Here is a 20,566-nt window from a genome sequence, read left to right on the forward strand (position 1 = left end):
TCTGTCATGAATCCGAATGGCATTCCGCACGGTCTTTTTTTCGATTCTTCTCGTTTTTCTTTCCGGATTGGCAATCGCCGCCTACGATCCGGATCTTCTCCAATGGGAGACCCTCGAATGGATCTACGAAAAACGGACATTCTTTCTTTTTTCCCTCATTTTTATCGTTTCGGCAATACTCATCTTTTGGATTTATTTTAAAGCGAAGAAGGGAATTCTCCATTCTAAAACCATAACCGTCTCCCATCTTCAGGAATCGTTAAACGAAGTCATCCAAGACAACCAATCTCTTTTTTCCTTTTTAAAAACAGCAAAAGACGGACTCGAAAAACAACTGGAATCCTCCAAATCGAAATTTTCTCCCGAATTTTTTTCCTCCTGCTCCGCGGAATATCTGAAACTCTCGATGGAATTCTCTTCTTCTTCCGAAATTTTCGAGGCGATTCCTTTAGCTCCGGAAGATACCGAAAACAAAAAGAATGGGAATAACTTTAGGATTTCAGAATATTCTGATTTAATCAATCGTCACAGAAAACTTTCCAGATCTTTGGAAAAATTGAGAGAGGATCTCACTCGTCTGAGGAAAAAGGTTTCCGAGGCATGAATTTCAGATCATTGTTCTTTTTTCTTTTTTTGGCCTACCTCGGTTGTGCGTCGATCAACAAGACAACGCCGTCTCAATGGAAGAATCCGATTCTTCCATTCTTAACCTTGGGTTTTGATCAAGAATCCTTAAACTCGATCGGCAAAAAACGTTGGTCGTTTCGGATCAAATCAATCCTTCTTCACCATACAAACGCCCTCAAGGCGGAAGAATATTTAGAAAAAAGCAGAACCTCTGGTTGGATGGTCCACTTTTTAGTTCTGGAGAACGGAGCCGTCTACGGCGTGGAAGATCCGGCTAAAATTCTGTATCGAGCGGCGCCGGGTATGGACGACTTTACGATTCATGTTTCTTGGGAAGGTTCCGGAGAATCCATTCTTAAAAATGAAAGTCAACTCAAAGCTCTCAGCGATCTGATTCAAAACCTTTCCAAAGAATATTCAATTCCTCTAAATAACTTTGACATCGCATCCAAAAAAGGCGTTTTCACCCATTCTCAGAGCAAAAAAAAGTTCGGAAGATTTATAGATACAAGCGACTGCGGCGGTGAAAAAATTCTGTCGACGGTCTTTTCCAGGATTCAAGGAAAATTTTATGAGGAAACGGAATGGAAGGATCGATTTGCTCCAGGCTGGGTGATTCGGAAGGAAAAATTCGTAGACGCAACCGGCAAGAAGATCGTTCCAACCTATTCTCACGGACGGGGAATCACTCCCCATCCTTCGGTCGAATTGAGTTCGATCGAAAAAAACTCGGAAGGAAAAACTCCCGAAGAAAAAAGGCTTCGTTACAATCATCGAGGAACCATTCGACCCGATTGTATCGTTTTACACTATACTGCAATTCCGGATTATCAAAAAACTTTAGAAGTATTAGAAAAACGGAATTTATCAGCGACATTCCTCGCCGACAAAGACGGCAAGATCTATCAACTTCTGGATTCGATCCTGGACGTGGCAGCAGCAGCGACAGGGACCAATGCAAATTGTTTCCAAGTTGAAATCGTTGGAAAGGACACCGAGATGCTCCTTGCCAATAAGATACAAACGGAAGCGGTCTCACGGCTCGTAAAAGAACTCTCGGAGAAATATAAGATTCCCCTGAACAACGAAAGAGTGGAATCCTTAAAGGGTGTTTATTCCCATACTCAAGCGAAAAAGAAATGGGGTGGCTCGATTCATCTGGACGGAAAGGACTTTGATCCGGGCGAACCTTATATGAAATTCGTTTTAGAGCTCACCGGCGGAACTTTTTTTTCGGAAGAAAGCTGGTACGAAAGAACGAACGATGATTGGATTCTACTCCTGAGCGCCTTTCAACCCTAAGACTTTTTGCCATCATAAAGTCATCGTTGATCCCGATTTCCCTTTCGTCGCAAATCCGCATTCGATTTCACTCCCAGCTTATAATTCGAAGTCGGTTCCATATTAAGAATTACGGACGTTATACAGCTTCGATTGCAAAAACACCCTCCAATTGGACATCACCTAACAAAAATTTTTGCTCGTTCTATTAAATCATTGATCCTAACATCGTCGCCGAATTCTTTCCTTATTAAGAGCGAAAACTCTTCGCGATTCTCTTAAAAATAAAATCCTATACCCGACGTTCGAATGAGGAATCTCTTCGAGATACGGACGGCTAACGGATCGGAACTTCTGTTTCCACCCACTCCATCGATGAATCGAATGTGATTCCAGAAACTTCGAGACGAAACGATAAGAGCGATTTTAAAATAATGGAGAGGTGCCCTTTTCTATTTCGAAATTTCGAATCCGTTCCCATTCAACGCGGTTTTCGATTGTGGTCGAAAGGTAAATGAGTTAGAATATATGAAACACGTTAAGAATCATTTGAAAAAAAATTCTCTCATCCTCATCTTTTTGTTCGGGATTCAGTTCCCGCTCTATGCAGATTCTCCGGCGCAAGAACTCTCGAAAGGTGCGGATCCGATCTGGTTGATCATCTGCGCCGCCTTAGTCTTTTTTATGCAGGCCGGTTTTTTGATGTTGGAAACCGGACTTTCTAGACTTAAAAACACGATAAACGTCGCCGTTAAGAATCTAATGGATTATATCGTAGGCACCGTGGCCTTTTTTTGTATCGGTTTCGGCCTTATGTTCGGCTACTCCAGCGACGGCTGGATCGGAACCAATCATTTCTTTTTAGAAGGACTAAAATCCGGTAAGGAATTTGCCTTTTTTCTTTTTCAAGTCGCGTTTATGGGAACCGCGGCCACGATCGTTTCGGGCGCCGTCGCAGAGCGCATTAAATTTTCTGCATATTTGATAGTTTCGATCATAGTTTCCCTATTCATCTATCCCACTTTCGGTCATTGGACCTGGGGAGGAGGATGGATCGCCAGACTCGGATTCGTCGACTTTGCGGGCTCTACCGTTGTACATTCGTTAGGCGGTTGGATTTCTCTTGCGGGTATAATCGTACTTGGTGCGAGAAAGGATAAATTTAGAGAGGACGGCTCCGCCCGAAAAATCCACGGACACAATCTTACATTTTCCGTTCTGGGCGTTTTTATTCTTTGGTTCGGATGGTTCGGCTTTAACGGAGGAAGCACTCTTTCTTTTTCGGAAGACGTTCCTCTGATAATCCTCAACACAAGTCTCGCCGCAAGCGCCGGTGGGATTCTTGCGATCTCAGTCTCCTGGATCTTATACAAAGTTGCTTCCGTAGAGGATTGTATGAACGGCGTTCTCGGGGGACTTGTCGCAATTACTGCGGGTTGTCACGCGCTCGCGCCTTCCGCATCTCTTCTTTTGGGTGCAGTCGCAGGAATTTCCGTCGTCGTAACGGCTTGGGTTTTGGAGAATGTGTTAAAACTCGACGACGTAGTAGGCGCGTTTCCCGTTCACGGTGTTTGCGGAATCATTGGCACTTTATTTCTTCCTATTCTATCAGAAAATCAAGATATTCGAATACTTCCTCAACTCATCGGCGTTGCCATTTGTGCGGTTTGGGCTTTCGGACTTGGTTTAATTCTTTTTTGGGTTTTAAAAATTTCGATCGGAATCCGAGTCAACGAGGAGTTCGAAGAAAAAGGTCTGAACATTACGGAACACGGTGCGGGCTCGAGCTGGATCGACTTGATCCATTCTCTAAAAGATCTTTCGAAAGGCGGCGGAGATCTAACTCGCAAAATTCACGTTGATACCGGAACCGAAGCAGGGGCGATTGCATTCTTAATGAACCGGTATCTTTCCAATCTTGGAGAGATGATTTTTACGATTAAGGAGAAATCGGGAGAACTTGAAAATTCGGCTTCGGAAATCTCTTCAGCTTGGGGAAATATGAGCCAGAACATCCAAGAACAAGCTGCGAGTTTGGAGGAAGTAACCGCCATTTTCGATTCGTTTCGCGATTCGTTCCAGAAAATCTCCAATTCCGCCTCGGAACAAAAGGCAATCGAAGCAAAAGCAAAAAAAATGTTAAACGAATTGGTATTCGGTTTCCAAAAATTCGATCTCGATCTAAAAGAAAGTTCCGAAAAGTCGGGACGATCAGTGGAAAACATAAATCTTAGCACAAAGGAATTAAATCATCTCGAATCGGATATAAACGACATAGGAGCTTCCGCAAAAAAAGTGGAAAGTTTGGTGAAATTGTTAAACGACATCTCGGCGAAGTTAGGAATGCTTTCCATCAACGCTTCCATCGAAGCCGCGCGTTCGGGTAGCTCCGGAAAGGGTTTCGGAGTGGTCGCGGAAGAAATCAATAAACTCGCTTCGAGTACTCAAGAAAGCACAAAAAAGGCCTCCGAAATTTTGGGCGAGATTCAGTCCGCAGTTCATCGCGGGAAATCCACGGTTTCGACTACTGTTGACTTTTTTAAGAATTTAACTGAAGAATTTAGAACCCTCGCCGAAACACAAATTTCGATCCGTGAAAACAGCGCACACTATTCCAATCTTATCGAAAGTCTAAACCGTCTCAACACGTCAGTCACGGATCAGAGTGAAATTATCATGAGCAATATCGTGGATCGTTCGACCGAAATCAAAGGTCTTTACGAATCCATCGAGTTTGTCAGCGCCGCTTTCCACGAAATTTCGGCCCAGTCCGAAGAATTGACTGCAACCGGAGATTTTCTAAAACAACTTTCGGCAATTCTGAATTCTTTAGTTAGAAATTTCAGGGTAGAAAAAGAAGTGGTTCCGGAACTCATAACCGGTTGATATTTTTCACCGTTGAAAAATTTCAAATCCTTATAACGCAGCTATCTGTAAGAGTCCGCTTTGATTTCGTTTCAAACGTTCGTTCAAATTTTTGAATCGAACTTGTCATTCGATCAAGATTCAACAGTGGCTATTCGTGTTCAAGAAGCCTGGGACCTGGCTTATCGCTTCCATGACGCACAAAAATACGGCGGCGTTAAATAAAACGAAAAAGTGAAATACCTGAGCCATATCGAAAGTTTCGTTTTGGAAATTTCAAATGTATTACAATTTGATAAAGCGATAAACGCCGATTCGGAACCCTTTTTTCCGATCCAGATGATACGGTCGGGCTCGACGAATTTACCCGGAATCGGCAAGACCGGCATTGATCGTAAACTTTTTGAAAACCGTTTGACGAATCGAAAATAATTTTTCTCAAACCTTTCTTTTTACTCAGACGAAGTCGGTTCGATAGCGATGCAAGAACCGATCTTCTCAAAAATCGGATTCTCAAAAAACGCGGAATCCGAATCCGGAAAGTGTCCGTCCTGTTGCGCTTCCATACTCGAACGCGGAAAAGACGTATAAAGAATATCAAATGTAGTTCGATTCAGTCCGTAAACTCCTCTGTGAATCAAATGTGCGGAAAAAACAAGTAAGTCGCCGGGCTGATGTGGAATTCTTACCGAACCGGGAAGTTCATCGGAATTTTTTCGCCCGCTCAAGCCCAATCTCGTATTTTTTTCCAACTCGTTATCCCATCGAAGATGAGAACCCGGAATGAAATCCATTCCCGGATCGGGCTGAAACGGAATTCGAAAATGGAATACGAGATCCTTCTGAATGATCTCTTTTTGTTTTTCTTCCTCAACACCCAAATATTGAACGTCTCGATGCCAATACGGTTTTTTAGAATCTGATTTTGGATTAAAAAAAAGCTGAGTATTCAAAAAGTATACTTTAGAATTTGCTAATCTCTCTGCGATCGCAACCAGCTCGGATTTCGCTATCAATCCAAACAATCGTTCTCGATCCTGAAAAACGGGTGAAAACTTTTTGCTCGTAAGATATGCGCTGTTTACGTTTTCAGAGAAGTCTAAATCGACTTTCCATCTACGGTCGGCGTCCAGCACAATATTGGAAACGGCTGAAAGCTCGCTTTTTGAAAAAAAATTCCTAAAAAGATAATAGCCGTTTTTTGCAAATTCTTCCGCGTAAGACACGTTTCATACTGGAAGCCTGGGACATTTTGTAAATAAAAATCCTAAGAAAACTTGAACTGAGAAAGTATCACGTTCAGTTCATTTGCTTGACGCTTGATTTTTTCCGCGACTCTAGAAACCTCGTCCGAATTGATTGCGATCGTTTGTGATTCGGTCGTGATCAATTGAATCGTCTCCGCGATCTGATCCGTCGATAATTTTTGTTCTTTAGTCGCTGTCTCGATCTGTAACGATTCGGAAGAAACCTTTACGATGGTTTCCGTGATTTGATCGATTCGAATCGTATTTTCTTTTACATTGTTTACGAGATCCACAACTTCCTGCTGGTATCGATTGGTATTTTCGATCAATTCCAAAAGGAAGGTGACGACCGTATTCACGTTGTTAGAACCTTTATCGACGGCCTCATGAGTATTCGAAACAAGTCTTTCGATATCACGAACGCTTGCAACGGATCGATCGGCCAGTTTAGAAATTTCTTCCGCGACCACTGCAAATCCTTTTCCGGCCTCGCCCGCTCTTGCCGCTTCGATAGCCGCATTTAAAGACAGCAAATTCGTTTGATCCGAAATTTCGGTGATCAAAACCGTGATCGAATTGATCTCTTTCGCCATTTCCCGAATTTCATCGATTGCCTTAGTCGCCTGAAGAATCGTTTCCTTTCCTTCCACGGCGGCGTTCGCGGTCCTTTTTACGGAATCGCTAAGGCCGATCAATCTTTCACCGGCAAGACCCATTGATGTTTTTAGTTGTCCCGATCTTATGCTTAGATCTTGTGCGTCTCTTGCTTCTCCTTCCACGGAATGCAAAACGTTTTGTAAGGAAGCGGCAATCTCCTCGAGCGCGGCCGAGGATTCTTCCGTACCCGCCGCCTGCGATTGCGCGGATTGATTGAGACTTTGAATCGAGTCCGTCAATTGACTCACGATCAGATTCGAGTTATGCGCCATTCGAGAAAGATTTTGGAAAAGCGACGCGAGGTAGTTTAGGAATTCATTGATTGAATCCGTGATTTCGCCGATTTCATTTTGATAAACCGCGTCGATCTGAATGGTTAAATCCCTTTCTCCCATCGCTTGTTTTAATCCGCGTGTGATTTTATGAACCGGATCGATGATGGATCGAATCAAGATATAACAGAACACGGTCGTCACCAAAATTAAAACAAACAAACCGGAAAGAGCGAAAACAATTCTGAGCCGATCCGCTTTTAATCTTTCTTTCAGAAGTTCCTGCGTCGTAAGGAGAAGATCTCTTTCCAGAAACTTGTATTCATCGACGAAAGCGAGCATCCTTTTCAAAAATATGTCAGGAGTTTCATTGGATTCTCCCGTGAAGGTTTTTTTACAAAGATCCAAGTTCAGTTTTACGTTCTTATCTAAGTTAAGAATTCTTTCCTCAAATTTACTCTTGATGATTCCGTTTTGATCCAAGGATCTTTTGAGAAGAGCCGTGACTTCCTTTTGATTGCTTTCGATATGATGGATTTTGTTTAGAATCTGAATCGCCTCCTTGGAATGTAAGTCCGGCTTTTTCTGTTCCAAAAGTTGATACCCCGTACCTCGAATGATCGCGAGATCGCTGATGATGTTCGGAATATACAAAATGTTAACCGAAAGAACATAAAATGTTTCGGGATGAGAATCCAAAATCAAATTTGATTCCTGTGCAACGTATTCTTGATACTCCGTCAATAATTTAAAAAGAGGTTCGTGGGATTTGAGTATAACGTCGATATCAAGATTTGTCTCAGGAATTTTAGGAATGATTTTCCATTCTTCTCTCATCGATGCGAGATATCGAGGGGAACGTTCCATAAAACCGATCTCTTTTTCCAAATTCTCCAATTTGACCAGTTGATCTTCCATCGCTTGGTTGCTTTTTTTCAATACTTCGATCGAAGTCTTCCCCTTCATCGAATAAAAGAAATCCTTTCTGCGATCCACGAGTTTGGAATAGAGTTCTATCGCTCCGAAGAAAAAATCGATTCCGCCGACTTCCCTCTTTGTAAACTCGCTCTTATCCGAGAACTCCTTTAAAAAGAAAAAACTGGATAGAAGAAGCGGAATGAGAGTGGGAAGAATTACCAATGTGAGTTTTTTTAGAAGGGAAAGATTGTAGATTTTTTTTATCACGGTTTCTATTCCTCGGAGGAGAAGAGTAGAACCGGGTTTTATTTCTTTTCAAGAAATTATTACCTGAATAATGCTAAATTAAAACGAAGAATTTCGTTTAATAAGTCCGTCTCACTCTTCTAAAAAGGATAAGACTTTGCTAAAGAAGGAATTATTACTCCGCTTCGGAATTGTTAGTTTAGAATATTTTAAAAAAGGGAAGAATCGGATCCAGCGTTCATCGGGCTTGTCCGTTTCAGAATCGAGCCCGATCGACGATGTCGCTTTAAATTGAAATCAAGGTTTGCTGACTTCGAGCATACTCCTTAACATCCATGCGGTTTTTTCGTGCACTTCCAACCTTTGTGTTAGAAGATCCAAAGTTACCTCGTCCCCGCCTTCGTCCGCAGAAGGTAAAAGCGCACGAGCGGTTCGAATTACGGTTTCGTGTCCGGAAACGAGATGGCGAATCATATCGTCGGCGTTTGGAACCCCGCTTTCTTCGGATATCGAAGTCAGAGTTCCAAGCTGATGAGATGAACTCGGAGCAAAAAATCCCAAAGAACGAATTCTCTCCGCGATCAGATCGATCGAAAGCCAAAGCTCGTTGTATTGGGTTTGAAACATGAGATGAAGCGTATTGAATTGCGGCCCGGTTACGTTCCAGTGATAACTATGCGTTTTAAAATAAAGAACGTAAGTATCTGCTAAAAGTTTTTGCAATCCTGTGTTGATCGTATTTCGGTTTTTTTCGGAAATTCCTATATCTATATTCATTATCAGCCCCCTATTTTCATTCAGACCTTATACAAGAAAGAAATAGAAACGCCTTACATTTCGGCGGATTCCCAGTCTTACTTTTTAGGATGCAAGGATTGTAAGAGAGCGTGTTTTGAAGACAAGTGTTTTTTAGAAAGACTTTAAGGAGCGGACTTAAACCGCCCCTTAAGTGTTGAGGATTTACTTTTTCCGAGAATTGTATTCTCGAATCGCTGCGAAAACTTCTTCCAACTCTTCGTCTTTCATATAAGGAAAGAGCGGATAGTTGAGCACGGACGCACAAATTCTTCCGGTTGTATGTTTTTCCCCGAACTTTGCCTTGAGATAAGGTTTAGCTCCCGGTTGATCGCTCATGGCTCCCGGATAAATATTAGCGAAACCGATTCCCTTTTCTTTGAGGACTTCCTGAATATTCCCTCTTTCTTCCGGAGTGGAAAGAGTCACGTTACAATAACCGTTTTCTTCATAGTCCTTCGGGGGATGAACCACTTGAATCCCGAGGTTTGGGAGTATTTCATAATATTTTTGTGCAGCAATTCTACGAGATTTGATTCTCGCGTCTAAATACTTTAGACTGATGTTCAAGAATCCGGCTTGTAGAGTATCCAATCTGGAATTCCAACCCACGTCGCCGTACGCGTAATGGGAGATTCTTCCGTGATTGGCGAGCATTCTTACTCTATTGGAAAGTTCTTCATCGTTTGTAAACACGGCGCCGCCGTCTCCCGCTCCGCCTAACACCTTCGCCGGATAAAAGGAAGTCGTGCTGATCACGGCGTCCTTATAGATGGAATCGCCCTTGTATTTCACTCCGAAACACTGAGCTCCGTCCTCCAAAAGCGGAATCCCTTTCGATTTGCAAAGTTTACGGAAGTCTTCGATTTTAGAAGAACCCCAACCGTAGAGATGAACGATCATCGCGGCCTTAGGTTTTACTTTTTCGACCGCCTTTTCGAATTCAGCAAAGTCCATCTGAAGATCGTCAGGATTTGTATCCACGGTATAAGGTTCGGCCCCTACGTTTACGACCGCCTCGAAGGTTGCCCAGAACGTGGAATCGGGAAGCAAAACCGCGTCGCCCTTTCCAACTCCTAAAGCCCTCAAAGCCAACTGAAGCGCATCCGTCCCGTTCGCGCAGGCTATTGAATATTTTGTCTGAGCGTAAGAAGCAAGATTTTTTTCCAGAAGTGAAATTTCCTCTCCTCCGATAAAACTCGCATTTTTACTGAGAACTTTTACCTTCTCTTCCCATTCTTCCAATAGTCCCGGCTCAAACCTTTTGATGTCGATAAATGGAACGCCCATTAGGCCCCCTGCTTTTTTTAAATTTATAGTTAAGAATATTCTAAAATGCTACTTCTTCTTCGGAACGCCTGTCTTCTTTTTGGAGGGAGAAGATTTTTTAACGGCGGATTTTTTTTTCTTCACAGTTTTTTGAGTCGGCGGTTGTTTCGTTTTGAGAGCGTTTTCGAGCAATGGGTTCGCTTTCAAAAGAACCTTCTCTTCGAACATCAAGGTCGCTACTTCTTCGAAACGACTTACCGGAAAAAAAGACATTCCTTTCTTTACGTAATCTGGAATTTCCTCCAGATGTTGGAGATTGTCCTTTGGATAGATGATCTTGTGAACCCCGACCCGTTTTGCGGCGACGATTTTTTCTCGAAGCCCGCCGATTGCGAGAACTTCCCCTGTCAGAGTGATTTCCCCCGTCATACCGAAGCCCGGTTTAACGCGAACTCCCAAAGCAAGGGAAAGAATGGCTGTCGCCATCGTGATCCCCGCAGAAGGCCCATCCTTCGGAGTAGCTCCGTCGGGGACGTGCAAATGGACCATCTTTTCAGCAAAAAGGTCGTCCCTACTTAAGAAATTCTTAATATAGCTCAAGGCGATGCTCGAAGACTCTTCCATCGTCTTTCCGATCATTCCTGTTAGAAGAATTCCGCCCTTACCTTTTACAAAAAGCGCTTCGATCAAAAGTGTGGCTCCGCCAACCGAAGTCCAGGCAAGTCCGAGTGCGGTCCCGGGAACGAGGGCCTTCACCATTCTTTCGTCCGTAAACTTCGGAACTCCCAAAAATGTTTCGAGATCTTTTTCGTGAATGACTTTTGGAAAAGGTTCTTTTTTTACGATTCTCATCGCGATCTTCCGAACTAGTTTGTCGGTCACTTTTTCAAGACCGCGGACTCCGGATTCCCTGGAATAAGAATCGATCAAAGCTATGATCGCCTTTTTTTCAAAATCGATTCCGTAGGGCGCCACTCCGTTTTTGGTTAAGACTTTTTTCCAGAGGTATTTCTGGAAAATCTGCACCTTTTCATCCGTGATATATCCGGAAAGATTGATGATCTCCATTCTATCCAAAAGAATTCTGGAAATGGAATCTAACGTGTTTGCGGTCGCGATAAAAAAAACATTCGAAATATCGAATGGAAGATCGAGATAATGATCTCTGAAATTCTTATTCTGTTCCGGATCCAAAACTTCCAAGAGGGCCGAAGCCGGATCTCCTTGGATCCCGATCGCGAGTTTATCGATCTCGTCCAGAAGGATCACACAGTCTTTTTCTTTTGTGATGCGAAGCGCAGAAATGATCTTGCCGGGCATGGAGCCGATATATGTTCTTCTGTGACCTTTGATCTCGGCTTCGTCTCTCATACCGCCCACGGAAAAACGGAAAAACTTTCTTCCCATCGCTTCGGCGATCGATTTAGCGATGGAAGTTTTTCCGACGCCGGGCGGACCCACGAGAAGAAGAATTGTGCCTTTTTCGTCGGCCTTTAATTTTTTGACCGCAAGGAATTCTAAAATTCTATCTTTTACGTCTTCGAGTTTGTAGTGATCTCGGTCCAGCGTGCGTTTGGCCTTGTCGAGATCGATCTCTCGGGAAGGAGCAGATTCCCAAGGAAGGGATTCTAAGATGTCCAAGTAATTTCGGATAACGTTGTAATCGCCGGTGTTCGGATCTGCGTATGAGAATTTATCGAGTTCTCTCGTGACCTCTTCGATGACCTCCGGTTCCGCGTGGATCGACTTAAGACGTTCTAAGAATTTTTCGTATTTTTTTTCGAACTTATCGTCTTTGATTCCGAGTTCGTTCTGTATCGCCTTGAGTTGTTCTCTTAAGAAAAACTGTCTCTGTTGTTTATCGATCTTATCCTGGATCTGATCCGAGATCTCTCTTTGAATCGAAACGAGTTCAATTTCTTTTTTTAAAAAAAGAAGAACCTTTTCGATTCTTTCCTTGAGGACGTTGGATTCGATTACGGATTGATACTCCTCTTTTTCGAGATTGAGAATGGAGCAGACGAAATCAGCCATCTTCCCCGGCTCGTTTACGTTGAGCATCGTAAGTTTCATCTCTTCCGTAAAAAGAGGATTGTTCTGCGCGAGCTCCCGGGTCATAACGAGCAAGGTTCTCATCATAGCCTTGATCGTGTTTTTCGGGGCGCCCGGTTCCTCTTCGGGATACGTCACTTTGGCGAGGAGCGGTTCGTTGCTCGTATAAGAATTGATTTTAAAACGACGTACGGTGTTGATAAGAATGTTTACCGCGCCGTCGGGAAGATGCACTTTTTTTAATATCTTTGCGACAACTCCGAACTGATAGATATTTTCGGAAGTTTCTTTTTCGTTTTCTTCGTCTTTGAGAAGAACGAGTCCGAGGAAAGAATTGCCTTTGAGAGATTCTTCCACCGCCTTTGCAAATTTTCCGCTGGGAACGATCAGAGGTGTGATGATTCCGGGAAAGACCGGGCGCGACTTGATGGGAATTAAAAACAGTTCCGGCGGTAAGATCGAATCCAACGGGACGATCAGGTTCTCATCGATTCCAGATAAATCCTCTAATGGTTCCAAAATGTCTCCTATTCCCTAAAAAGTTCCGACAAGGGCCGGATTTGTCCAGGTTCCTACAGAGGAAAGGATTCTCAAATAAAATCCGATTCATTTTCCTTCTAAAATCGACTCGAAAAGAAGAGACTGGCCGTCTCTTTTTTGCAGAACCGCGCCCAAAAGTGGATAGAAAATGTGATAAGAATCCGGACTCCAAAAAGAGGAGTTTTTTGGAGTTCCTACATGCAAGTTTTTTCTTGCAAAATTAGAATTCTGTGATATAGAAAAGTCCTCAGTTTTTTCCGCCCCCCACCCCTCCACCCAAAATTTGGGCGGGGCGCGCCGCTTTCACGGAGGGCGTCGGAGTTCCGACAGGGTTCCTCTTGAGATTCCAAATACTTGTGGGTAAAGATTCCTTCTTATTTTGAGAAGGAGAATCTGAATTTTTGGGAGTTCCTACTTTTGTTCCACGGTAAAATCAAAACTCGAAGTCCTCAATTCTTCCGGAGGTCAGATCTCAGACTTTCAATCTGTTGTGAGCTGGAGTTCCGACCAAAAAGAATCTCGCACAAAAGCGGCCTTCAAGAAAAACAAAAAATTAAAATCCAAAAAAGATACATTCGGATTTTCTTGAGGAACACGGCTACGAAAAAACCGAAAGGATAGAATCCGGTTGCAAATTTCACGATCCTTCGGAAAGATTTTCGATTCAAACAAAAGTGGGAACTCTCACACCAGATTCTAAAATCGAAAGAGATTCTCCTGAAAGATTTTGAATTCAAAATAGAACCTTTTCCTCAAAAAAAGAAATCTTGGAACGTCGGTTTTCTTTCCCTTGGATCTTGCGGTATCGGTTGACTTTCATTCCACCTCACTTTATAATTGGCGAGTTCAAAAAAGACAATCCCGAATGAAAGATGAGGAGTTTAAGAGATGAATAGAAAGATTCTATGGGTTATGGCATTTTGTCTTGTTTTTGCATCCAGTGCCTGCAAGAAAAGCGATGACGATGAGGATATAAAAATATTAGGGCTTGTCATTGCGAATTTTTTATACACACCTTACGAGAAGATCACCCCGGTTGCAGGAACGATCACGGTTGCCGGCGCCGCATATACCAATCGTGCCTTCAGTCCTTCTTGCACGGGAATCGAAGGAAACACAACGTTCTCCTTATATAGAAAGAAAGTCGCAACTTCTAATAAAAAACTTCTGATCAACTTTATGGGAGGAGGCGCCTGCTGGAGCGGATACAATTGTTTCGGAAACAACACAACGACGTATTTTAACGCCCTGAACGTGGTGCCAGATCAATTTGTGAAGATCGCGTTTCAAGGAGTGATGAACGCAGGAAATCCATCCAATCCCTTCAAAGACTACGACGTGATCTTCATTCCTTATTGTACGGGAGATTTGCATATCGGTTCCAAGGATATGACATATACAAATCCGAATACGGGCGCCGCAAGCGTCATCAAACATAGAGGATACGATAACGTATTAGCGACTCTAAAATACATTCAGACCGAATATCCGGGTGTAGAAAACGTATTCGTAACCGGTCAGAGCGCCGGCGGATATGGAGCCCTTTTGAACTATCCGATCGTGAGAGAAACGGTTCGAGGACTGAATACATCCGTAAAAGTGAATATGCTTTCCGACGCCTCCAATGGAATCGTTCCCGCAGGATTCTTTGCAAATCTAAGCACTCAGTGGGGAGCGGACGCCAATCTTCCAACCTGGGTAACTGGAATCGCAGCCAATTACTTAACCGTAGGAGCTCCTTCTATTCAGGATTTTTTCACAAAGGTATCCACGTTCTATCCGGCTGATATGACGGGACAATATACGGCACTTTTCGATGGAAATCAAAGGTTCTTCTACAAGGTAATGAACATCATCAACGCGGCCCCGACCTATTCGGATTCGAAAACGACGGACCCGAATGATTCTTCCAGAAGTTATTCCGCGTTATTCGGAGATAGCGACGGAAGTACCGTGCCGGACGGAACTCCAGCTTCAACGGACGGAGCGTCTTGCGGATGGGCGCAACAAATGGTCACATCGATGAACGGAATTTCAGGAGGAGCCGCCAACTATTCCTATTACATCGCGCCGGGCGACGTTCATACGATCACTACTTCGGAAGATATGTACGGAGTAAATGCGGGTGGAACGAATTTTGTGACCTGGCTTACGACCCTCGCTTCCGGTACCAAGCCGGGAAATACAAAATGTTCCGGTAACGGAGGGAATTGTGTGAATTCAAATCTAACCAAGAACAAGATCAATGTGACTCTTGGAGTCGCCACTTCAGATCAGTCCTTTGGGAACGCGAGAGATCTTCTCACAACTTGCGGGACCATCACGGGACTCTAAAATAAAAAATCCGCGCGATTCAAATAAAGAAAAGCGCGGATTTCTCAAATCGATTTCGACTTAAAATTCAAAAAATCAAAGACGTGTGATCGTCAGAAGAGCCGGGCTGGTGGAAACGGAAGCTCTCAAACCTTGACAAGTATAAGGAGAAGAACTGGAAACTCCGTTTACCGTGAGCGTATAAACGCTGTTAGCTGCCGCAGTGATATCCAAAGTAGCCGCCGTCTTAGCGCTCGTCAAAATCAAAGTATTGGAAGGATCCTTTACAGTAATTTCGAAATCGGAATAGATCGAGTTACACTTGCTCGAACTATGAGTCTGAGTTCCGCTGGTCGCAGTCAGTTTGTAAGAACCGGCCTGTGTAAAAGTGAGAGTGGGGGTAGCGTTTTGATCTCCGCAAATCGTAAGACTCTGACCGGCGGGAACGGTTATCGCGGTCGAGTTAGAGCTAAAACGAACGCCGCTATTACAAGGATTCAGAAGAACGCTCGCCATAATTAAGTTCAAAAAAAGTTCGTCGGATTTTTCCTCTTCGGTCTGTTTCGGTTTACAAGAAACCGCGATCGCCAAAATCAAAAGACTCAACATTATAGTTTTCGAATATTTTAGAATTCCAAACGGGGAAAAGGACTTTTCACCGGATGAATTTGAGCGTGATACTTTATTTAATTCCTTCATTCTATTGTTCCTCAAAAGGTTGTTAACGATGATAGCCCTCGTCCCTTGCGAAACGGACAAAACTTTGAAAAAAAAATAGGAATTTTAAAAAAATAATTTTAATGCGACTTTAAATATTTCGAATACACTTTTGGGCGGCGGACGGGCTCTCCGCTCGAGTCAAGTTATTGGGTATTCCTAAAGTACGACGCGATTCAAAGACTTCCAATAACTTGACTACGCATCGATCCCTGCCGCGTCGTAAACGATCGATCGTTTACGAAAACATCAGATATCTTTTATGATTAAATCCAGGATGCGAATAAAAACCTTACGGATGTCGTCGCGGGCTTCTTCGGAAGGAAGAACCTTGTGATTCCAGATTTTGAGTCCAAAACGGATGAAAAAATTATCCAGGAACTCTGATTCTACGTGGGTTTTCATCATCGTTTTCCCGGATTCTCGATTCCAAGAAAGAGCGACCTTGGTTCCCTTTTCTCCGTTTGCATGGACGAGGGTTTCCGTAAATTCGTGAATGATCGATTCCAAATTCCCGGGAATGACCAAGTCGATCGCCCAAGCAGGAATCACGTAGGAAAAACCTCCGGAAACTTCGAACTTTTCGATTTTTGTAATCTTAAACGAAAGGGAGGCGTTTTCCGGATGATTTAGAAAAAGACCAGAAAGAAGAATTTCCGGATTCTCCAGCAAAAGACCGTAGAGATTGGCTTCTAGAGAAACCCGAACCTGAAAGGGGAAATTGCTGAGGGAAACGAAAGAAAAGGAATCCTCGGGAAATTGATTTCCTTTGGAATCGTAAGGAAGAATTTTTCCGTGTTTTGTAATAAACCTTACTGAGATATCCGGCGTTTTTGAATTGAGGCGGATTTCGGCGAGGGTTTTCCCTTTCGAATTCTCCAACTTAATGTTGATCCATCCGAGATATCGAATGGAATCCAAATAATCGCCTAACTCTTCATAGTCGTCCGAGAGGTTTCTCGAGATAGAACCTTTGAAGTTAAACTTCGTAATCGAGCCGTCCGAATCGGAGGAACCCGCCTCGTTCAAAACCAAAAGAGATTCCAGACCAAAATAGAAGTTTAGAAATTTACCGAGATCCGGAAAAGACTTTGAAAGATCGTTTAACACCTTTCGAGCATCAGGATCATTCACTTTTTTGAATATAAAAGTCGTGGGAGCTTCGATCTGTTTTAAGTTCCGGGGATCCAAAAATTTGAGAGAAGATTCCATCGCCGTCAAGCCGTGTCTGTGGGTAAAAGGTCCAAGATGAGTCAAAATATCCAAATTTCCGGAATAAGAGGTTCCTCTGTAGAGCGGTTTCGGATTGTGTCTCAGATCGAATTCGGCGCGAAAGTCCCCAAAAGAAGAAACCGGAATCGCTTTTATCCTTTTGTCTTCGAGATTGATCTTATAACCTTCCGGTGAAAACTTTCCCTTATAACTCACCCAATGAGTTCCATCCTCTTCCTTCCGAAGAAACTCGGAGTTGTAGAGTTTCTTCAATTCGAATTTTTCCAGGGAAGCTTCTATATAATTATGAAATTCTAATGCTCTTTCGTCGTATTGAACCTTTTTTGCAACCCCTCGCAAAAACTCGAGAAACTGTTTGGAAAGTTCCCTTCCGTCGGGTCCGATCGAACGGGGAATGTCCTTCAACGAAAAAGCTCCTAAAACGGGCAATACGAGAAGAATTGAAAAAAATGCAAAACCGGAAAGAATGAGTTTTCGAATCTGGATTTTCACAGTGTCACCTTTAAATAACAAACGATATATATTGCGGAAGAATTCCTCCAAAAGTAGATCCTGATTTTTAAAATGCAAGAGTTTTATAGCGGTCGCTACAATCAAAGCCTGGCTCTCGAAATAGAAAAAGGGGGAGTTCCTACTTTCTTAAAAAAACAGCGAGTTCAGAAAAATCCCCAGTTCTTTTTCCGAAACAGAAATCAACGAAGCCGTCCTTATCCTCCTTTTTTATGGACTACTATTTGTTATACTATATTTATTATCTGCTATGCTGAAGTCATAAATTTGAAGGACACAGCCCATGTCTGGATCTTCAGACAATTTGTAGGAACTACGACAACTCTTCCGTGAAACTCGCGTGCCCCGCCCAAATTTCGGGTGGTGGGGAGAGGTGGTGGGAAAAACTCCGATGGACTTTCCTGTATCACAAAAACATAATTTCGCAAGAAAAAATTCTCATGTAGGAACTCCTGCAAACCCCTTGTCTCGGGACGATTCTTGTTGTATCTACTCTTAACTTGTGGGTAAGGTTATGACCCGCGAAAAGGTTGGCAATATTCACTTGTCTGGATGCCCGTTTGGATTCCTGCCAAGTATGCGGGCCTCTCGTAAGGAAGATGCTCACGTAATTCGAAACGCGGGGGAAGGGCTTCCGACGACGCAATCCGTTCCCTTGTGATTTCCTGCAAGTAGTTTGGAATTAAAGAATAGTTCGTGATCCATCATACGAACTGCGGAATGGCGCTTTTCACTGAGGCGATCATTCGCAATCTTCTTTCCGAAAGTCTGGAGACGGCTTCACTGACAGACGCAGGCTGGAAAGAAGTTGAAAAAGGCGCCTCCTCCAAAGAGACCGAATGGTGGATTGCCCTTACGTTTCCGAATGAATTCTCAAGCGTGATCGACGACGTAAAACGAATCCGCAATCATCCTTTTCGGTCCCGCGGAATATACCGATTTACGGTTATGTTTACGATGTCAAAATCGGTAAGTTGATTCGGTTCAGCAAGCGATCGAAATCGGAAAGGCGGCCGCATAACACGGTTCATGCGAAATTCGACCCGCTCTTGAAATTTTTTTCTTTCATTTCGAGAATGGGTCGAACCGGAGCTTTCTTCGTTTTTATTAGAATACGAATTCGAGACCCTGATTCAAATTTTTCAACCGGGTTGAATGATAAATCGGATCGGGTTTCCTTTTCTTTCGTCCAACGCTTCCAAACATTCATTCAATTCTTCTAATGGATGATGGGAAGTGATGGAATGTGTGAGATTGATTTTACCCTTTAGATAAAGATCGATCAATTCAGGAATCGCTCTTCTGTCGGAGCCGTAAGATCCGGAAACCGAAATCATCTTTTCGATGAGTATAAAAGGAATCTGAAATTTCAAAGGCTGTCTTCCGATTCCTACAAGAACGATCTTTCCTCCCGGATTCATCGCCCTCAAGGATTCTTCGACATTGGACATATAACCCGAAAAGTCCGCGAGTAGATCCACTCCTTTACTCACTTCTTTCAAAGCCTTTCCCGGATTTCTCACTTGCTTTAGATTGATGACTTCGTCGGCTCCGTATTTTACCGCGTTCTCGAGAGGTCCGTTATCAACGTCTAAGGCGATGACTTTTCCGCTCGTAAGCGCTCTCGCTACTGCTACCGCGTGGATTCCCAAACCGCCGCATCCGAAGATCGCGACCGTATCCCCATCCACGATGTTTCCTCGATATCGAATTGCGTGATATGGAGTGGAAACCGCATCCGCAAGGATTGCACCTTGATCGAAAGGAATCGCGTCCGGCAACGAATAGAGATAGCGTTCTTCGACAACGTTGTATTCCGCGAAACTCCCATCACGATCAAATCCGAAAACTCCCAATTCTTTACAAAGATTCTCATGACCCGCTTTACAATAAGCACAGACTCCGCAGGAAGTTCCGGCGGCGATCACGACACGATCTCCTTTTTTAAAACGAGTTACATTCTCACCTACATCTTCGACCACCCCCGAAGATTCGTGACCGGGCACTCTCGGAAAGTGTTTACACTTGAGCGTTCCATGAACTACAAGGTGAACGTCCGATCCGCAGATTCCGCAAGCCTTGATTTTAATTTTTACCTGACCAGGACCAACGTTTGGAACGGCTACGTCTCGGATCTCTAAACTTCTTTTTCCGGATTCTAAGATTGCGGCTTTCATATAAAATTCTCCTCTGATGAAACGCAACGTAGAATAAGATCTTAAAGCTCACAGTCAAGGTGAATTGAAAAAGAATCCGAATTCTGATACGAACTTCTTTCGATAGAAGGAAAAAACAATCCCTCTTCTTAGAAATTTTCATCCTTTTCTCACTTGAATCCATATCCTCCGATTTTTTCATGGAAGAAGAATCGTTTCCTTTGTTAAAGCGACACGGGATAAGAATCCAAATTCCTTCCGGAGGAAAATAATGGAACCTGAGACAATCTACCGGGAGATCAGAGCGAGTCAGAACGGACAAGACTGGCATCATAAAAACTGTTTCGGTTGCGGCCCCGACAACCCGAAAGGAATCCACGCGAGTTTCCCGTTTCACGAAGAAAGCGGCGAAGTTCGTTTTCCTTTCAAAATTGAAAAGTCATTCGAAGGCGCTCCCGGTTACGCACACGGAGGAGTTCTTGCGACTCTTCTCGACGAAGCGCAAGGAGTTCTTTGTTTTCATCTTGGCCACTTCGTTATGACCGATCAATTGTATATGCGTTATCACAAAGCGGTTCCTCTTCAAGAAGAAGTAGAAGTACGTTGTTGGGTTACTATGGTGAGAAGAAGAAGGCTTTATACAAAAGCGACGATTCATCTCGCGAAAACGGGGGAACTCCTGGTTTCCTCCAAAGCCCGTTGGTATGACATGTCCGAAAGGACTATGAAAAGAATGTTTCAAGGAACCGTCTTCCCGATCGAAACCCTTCTTCAAGTCTTGGAAGTAAACCAAAAACGCGGAAAGGAAATCCGAAAACGTCTCAAACTTCTGAAGGCAAGCGCGGAACTAAAACAATCCTAGAAAAAT

14 protein-coding genes are annotated in these 20,566 nt (G+C 43.4%); 6 read left to right on the plus strand and 8 right to left on the minus strand.

Going from position 1 to position 20,566, the window contains the following annotated elements; all coding sequences use genetic code 11:
• Positions 1-16 precede the first annotated feature (16 nt).
• The 3 genes from JWG45_RS01470 to amt all read left to right on the plus strand — a co-directional run bounded on the left by JWG45_RS01470 (position 17) and on the right by amt (position 4,794).
• On the plus strand, positions 17-604 hold the full coding sequence (locus tag JWG45_RS01470) for a hypothetical protein (protein WP_205278015.1): 588 nt from the start codon (positions 17-19) through the stop codon (positions 602-604).
• Positions 601-1,929: a peptidoglycan recognition protein family protein gene (locus tag JWG45_RS01475; protein WP_205278016.1), complete on the plus strand. Its 1,329-nt coding sequence runs from the start codon at positions 601-603 to the stop codon at positions 1,927-1,929. The genes JWG45_RS01470 and JWG45_RS01475 overlap by 4 nt, the downstream gene beginning before the upstream one ends.
• Before the next feature lie 507 nt (positions 1,930-2,436).
• Positions 2,437-4,794, plus strand: a complete 2,358-nt coding sequence (gene amt, locus JWG45_RS01480; RefSeq protein WP_205278017.1) for an ammonium transporter — start codon at positions 2,437-2,439, stop codon at positions 4,792-4,794.
• A 431-nt stretch (positions 4,795-5,225) separates the two neighbouring features.
• On the opposite strand, the gene JWG45_RS01485 is transcribed toward amt, so the two are convergent.
• The 5 genes from JWG45_RS01485 to lon all read right to left on the minus strand — a co-directional run bounded on the left by JWG45_RS01485 (position 5,226) and on the right by lon (position 12,748).
• Positions 5,226-5,999 carry a phytanoyl-CoA dioxygenase family protein gene (locus JWG45_RS01485; RefSeq protein ID WP_205278018.1) on the minus strand — a complete coding sequence of 258 codons (774 nt, stop codon included), beginning with the start codon at positions 5,997-5,999 and terminating at the stop codon, positions 5,226-5,228.
• Positions 6,000-6,040: 41 nt separating this feature from the next.
• Complete coding sequence (locus JWG45_RS22460) at positions 6,041-8,134, minus strand: methyl-accepting chemotaxis protein (protein WP_205278019.1); 2,094 nt, start codon at positions 8,132-8,134, stop codon at positions 6,041-6,043.
• Positions 8,135-8,410: 276 nt separating this feature from the next.
• Positions 8,411-8,893 carry a Dps family protein gene (locus JWG45_RS01495; RefSeq protein WP_205278096.1) on the minus strand — a complete coding sequence of 161 codons (483 nt, stop codon included), beginning with the start codon at positions 8,891-8,893 and terminating at the stop codon, positions 8,411-8,413.
• A gap of 180 nt (positions 8,894-9,073) precedes the next feature.
• A complete protein-coding gene (locus JWG45_RS01500) occupies positions 9,074-10,198 on the minus strand; it encodes a DegT/DnrJ/EryC1/StrS aminotransferase family protein (RefSeq protein ID WP_205278020.1) in 1,125 nt (374 codons plus the stop codon).
• Between the two features lie 48 nt (positions 10,199-10,246).
• Positions 10,247-12,748 (minus strand): endopeptidase La, encoded by a 2,502-nt coding sequence (gene lon / locus JWG45_RS01505; RefSeq protein WP_205278021.1) that lies wholly within the window; start codon positions 12,746-12,748, stop codon positions 10,247-10,249.
• 909 nt (positions 12,749-13,657) lie between these two features.
• Here lon and JWG45_RS01510 point away from each other — a divergent pair.
• Positions 13,658-15,103 carry a pectin acetylesterase-family hydrolase gene (locus JWG45_RS01510; protein ID WP_205278022.1) on the plus strand — a complete coding sequence of 482 codons (1,446 nt, stop codon included), beginning with the start codon at positions 13,658-13,660 and terminating at the stop codon, positions 15,101-15,103.
• Positions 15,104-15,178: 75 nt separating this feature from the next.
• Here JWG45_RS01510 and JWG45_RS01515 read toward each other — a convergent pair whose 3' ends face one another.
• Both JWG45_RS01515 and JWG45_RS01520 read right to left on the minus strand, forming a co-directional pair.
• Positions 15,179-15,781 carry a hypothetical protein gene (locus JWG45_RS01515; RefSeq protein WP_205278023.1) on the minus strand — a complete coding sequence of 201 codons (603 nt, stop codon included), beginning with the start codon at positions 15,779-15,781 and terminating at the stop codon, positions 15,179-15,181.
• A 267-nt stretch (positions 15,782-16,048) separates the two neighbouring features.
• Positions 16,049-17,524 carry a hypothetical protein gene (locus JWG45_RS01520; protein WP_332476221.1) on the minus strand — a complete coding sequence of 492 codons (1,476 nt, stop codon included), beginning with the start codon at positions 17,522-17,524 and terminating at the stop codon, positions 16,049-16,051.
• A 714-nt stretch (positions 17,525-18,238) separates the two neighbouring features.
• Between JWG45_RS01520 and JWG45_RS01525 the strand changes: the two genes are divergently transcribed.
• Complete coding sequence (locus JWG45_RS01525; protein ID WP_205278024.1) at positions 18,239-18,520, plus strand: carbonic anhydrase; 282 nt, start codon at positions 18,239-18,241, stop codon at positions 18,518-18,520.
• A gap of 164 nt (positions 18,521-18,684) precedes the next feature.
• On the opposite strand, the gene JWG45_RS01530 is transcribed toward JWG45_RS01525, so the two are convergent.
• Positions 18,685-19,719: a zinc-binding dehydrogenase gene (locus tag JWG45_RS01530; protein WP_205278025.1), complete on the minus strand. Its 1,035-nt coding sequence runs from the start codon at positions 19,717-19,719 to the stop codon at positions 18,685-18,687.
• Positions 19,720-19,969: 250 nt separating this feature from the next.
• Between JWG45_RS01530 and JWG45_RS01535 the strand changes: the two genes are divergently transcribed.
• Complete coding sequence (locus JWG45_RS01535; protein WP_205278026.1) at positions 19,970-20,560, plus strand: PaaI family thioesterase; 591 nt, start codon at positions 19,970-19,972, stop codon at positions 20,558-20,560.
• Positions 20,561-20,566: the final 6 nt, after the last annotated feature.

It is taken from the genome of Leptospira ainlahdjerensis, from assembly GCF_016919175.1.
GTDB lineage: Bacteria > Spirochaetota > Leptospiria > Leptospirales > Leptospiraceae > Leptospira > Leptospira ainlahdjerensis.